Consider the following 3301-nt stretch of genomic DNA (forward strand, 5'->3'; position numbering starts at 1 on the left):
ACTTATTTAATGACGATCCCTTAGCGCAGACCAGAAGCCTCGGGCTGCCCGTCTTCGAGGCGATGCTCCGGGAGAGCAACAAGCACTTCGCCGGCGCGGCCCGCGCCCAGCTCCCCGCCATTCTCACCGAGCAGCTCAGCCGGGAACTCGCCTGGGAACTGCAGAGCCTGGTCGAGGAGTTCCTCAAACGCATCCGGACGGCGAACCATGGCTCCTGACAGTCGGCCCGCCAGCCACCCGGGTCGGGATGCGGCCCGTCTCGGGGCCGTTCTCCTGCGCCAGGCGTCCGATCTGCTCGACACCCTGGACGTCCGGCAGCTCGACGATCTCATGGCGGGTCGGGCGCGGCTCGCGGTCGTCCCCACAGCCACACCCACGGCTACGGCTACGGCTACGGCTACGGCTACGGCAGCAGACCCGGGCGGTCGTGCCGCGGCGGACGGCTCCCGGCTCCCGGCGTCCGTGGACGTCGAGAAGCTGCACGCGACACTGGTCGCCGCCGCGAGCCGGGAGGAAGCCCGGGAGCACCTGGCCGCCCTGGGCCGGATCCCGGTCCCGCAGCTACGGGCCCTGGCGGGCGCCCTGGGTGTCGACGGGGTCGGCGGCAGGGATCCGAAAGCCACCGTGATTCGAAAAATCGTGGACGGGACCATCGGTTTCCGGCTCAGCTCCCGGGCGATGCTGGCCGGGGAATCCGAACTGTAGGATTTCCGATCACCACCCCAGCGCCCCCAGCGCCCCGCGGCCCTTCCTGGCCTGTCCCGGACGGACGAGGAAGGGGTGCGCGGACGGGGTGCCGCGCGGACGGGTCAGCCGGCGTGCGCGGGGACGACCTCGACGTCGGCGGTCGACTCCCGCCCGGCTCGGATGAGCACGACGATCACCACCGCAGCGAGCGCGATGAGGATGGCTCCCCACAGGAACGCCGTGGTGTAGCCCTCGATCTGCGCCTGGTCAAGGAGGGCCTTCCCACCCCGCCCGTGATCGGCCAGGTAGTTGGTGACGGCCGTCGCGTAGACGGTGTTGAGCAACGCGGTGCCCAGCGACCCGCCGATCTGCTGCGTCGTATTGACCAGCGCGCTGGCCACCCCCGCGTCGTGCGGGGCGACCCCGATCAGCGCGAGGTTCGACAGGGGCACGAACGAGAAGCCCATGCCGATGCTGATCAGCAGCTCGGAGGGAAGAATGTGCACGACGTAGCTCGAATCCGTCCCGATCGCGAGGAGCAGCGCCATCCCGACCGCCGCGAGCGTCGTGCCGGCGCCGGCGAGTACCCGGGGCCCGACGCGCGGCAGGAGCTGGCTGGCCAGCCCCGCGGAGACGATGATCCCGCCGCTGAACGGCAGGAACGCGAAGCCGGTCTTCAGGGCGCCGTAGCCGAGCGTCTGCTGGAAGTAGTACGTCAGGAACAGGAACATCGCGAACAGGCCGGCCCCGGTCAGCAGCGAGGCCAGGAACGAGCCGCCGCGGTTGCGCTCCCACGGCACCCGTAGCGGCAGCAGCGGCGCGCTGGTGCGGGACTCGATGACGACGAAGGCCGCGAGCAGCACGACCGCACCGACCAGCAGCCCGATGGTGCGGGCGTCGCCCCAGCCGTCCTCGGCGGCCACGGTGAAGCCGTAGACCAAGGCCACCAGGCCCGCGGTCACCGTCACCGCGCCGGGCAGGTCGTAGCGGGTCTTGCCCTGCGCCCGGCTCTCGCGCACCACGGGCAGCGCGAGAGCCGCGGTGATGAGCGCGATCGGCACGTTCACCAGCAGGCACCATCGCCAGGAGGCGTACTCGGTGAGCAGGCCGCCGACGATAAGACCGATCGCGGCGCCACCACCGGAGATCGCTCCGTACACGCCGAACGCCTTCGCCCGCTCGCGGCTTTCAGTGAAGGCGACGGTGATCAGCGACAGCGCGGCCGGCGCGAGCAGGGCCGCGAACGCACCCTGCAGCGCCCGCGCGGCGAACAGCAGGCCGGCGTTCGGGGCCAGGCCGCCCAGCGCCGAGGCCAGCGCGAAACCGAGGAGTCCCCAGCTGAAGGCCCGCTTGCGCCCCAGGTAGTCGGCGACGCGCCCGCCGAGCAGCAGCAGACCGCCGAAGGCCACGGTGTACGCGGTGACGATCCATTGCCGGTTCGCGGTGGAGATGTCGAGATCGGCCTGCGCGTGCGGGATCGCGATGTTCACGATCGAGGCGTCGAGGACGACCATGAGCTGCGCGACAGCGATGATCCAGAGCGCGAGCCAGCGCCGTGGATCGGGCGAGCCGTCCGCCGCGTCCACCGGACGGTCCTCCGCCTGGTGGTCGAGGGTTGTGGTCACAGGGAAGCTCCTAGCCGATCGGACCTGAAACGGGGACGAACGAACGCCACGAGTTCGCGCGAGGCGACCCGGTGCGGTGGGGATGGTGCCGGTGGACGGCGCCCCGGGACCGGGCGGTCCGTGGCGGCGTCGGTGACGCGACGGTGACAGGGGCAGGGCTATCGAACGAGCGTTCGAGCCGAGAATAGCTCAGGTGTTCGAGTTGGCCCCGGACGGGGGTGTTCCGGGCCGGAGTGTCGTTCCGGGCCGGCCAGCCAGTAACGGCATGAGCACGTCGTCCACCATATGATCGACGAACGCGCCGTCGAGCGGCTCACCGGTGACGAGCAGGCGACAGAAAATCATCGCCATGACGATCTCCATGATCACGTCGAAATCGGCCGACGCAGAGATCTCCCCCCGTTGCGAGGCCCGAGCGAACATGCAGCGGCCGATCTTCGCCTTGTTCTGCAGGATGTTGGCCTGCACGACCGCAGCCAGCCGCGGGGACTCGCTCGCGGCCCGGAGCACGCCAATGAGCAGCGCACCGTCGGGACCGGTAATCGTGTCGACCATGAGGCGCACCTCGGCGGCCAGGTCGTCCCGCAGGCACCCGGTGTCAGCCGGGACGCGGTCGCCGGGACCATGCCGCCGCAGGGCCTCCACGACCATCTCGTCCTTGCATGACCATCGGCGGTAGATCGTCGCCTTGCTGGCCCGGGCCCGGGCCGCGACGGCGACCATGCTCATCCGCTCATACCCGACCTCGACGAGCAGTTCCAGCGCGGCGTCCAGGATCGCCCGCTCCCGGGCATCGTCCCGGGGCCGGCCAGGCCCGGCGCCACTCGGCGGGGAAATCGGTCTTCACCCTTCCGTCTCGGACGCTTCTCCGGAGTCGACGCGCATGGCCGCGACGCCGAGGAGAAGACGCAATGAACATTACCCTAACCATAGAAACAGTACCGTACTGTACTGAAAATGCCAGCTCCCCACACCGTGTGGCGCTGGTC

The 3301-nt window shown here is 70.2% G+C and carries 3 protein-coding genes and 1 pseudogene; 2 read left to right on the forward strand and 2 right to left on the reverse strand.

Annotated features, from left to right (window positions below; translation table 11 throughout):
• Window positions 1–218 (forward strand): annotated as a pseudogene (locus AC08OJ_RS19335) (ParA family protein); the annotation flags it as partial.
• The gene (locus AC08OJ_RS19340; protein ID WP_476596478.1) at window positions 208–705 is read left to right on the forward strand and encodes a hypothetical protein; all 498 of its coding nucleotides are present in this window, start codon (window positions 208–210) and stop codon (window positions 703–705) included. The pseudogene AC08OJ_RS19335 and the gene AC08OJ_RS19340, both read left to right, overlap by 11 nt.
• Before the next feature lie 104 nt (window positions 706–809).
• Here AC08OJ_RS19340 and AC08OJ_RS19345 read toward each other — a convergent pair whose 3' ends face one another.
• Together AC08OJ_RS19345 and AC08OJ_RS19350 are read right to left on the reverse strand one after the other, a co-directional pair.
• Window positions 810–2312, reverse strand: coding sequence for an MFS transporter (locus AC08OJ_RS19345; protein WP_476596480.1), 1503 nt, complete (start codon window positions 2310–2312; stop codon window positions 810–812).
• Window positions 2313–2501: 189 nt separating this feature from the next.
• The gene (locus AC08OJ_RS19350) at window positions 2502–3149 is read right to left on the reverse strand and encodes a TetR/AcrR family transcriptional regulator (protein ID WP_476594711.1); all 648 of its coding nucleotides are present in this window, start codon (window positions 3147–3149) and stop codon (window positions 2502–2504) included.
• Window positions 3150–3301: the final 152 nt, after the last annotated feature.

The organism is Frankia sp. CgKIO3 (assembly GCF_977946435.1).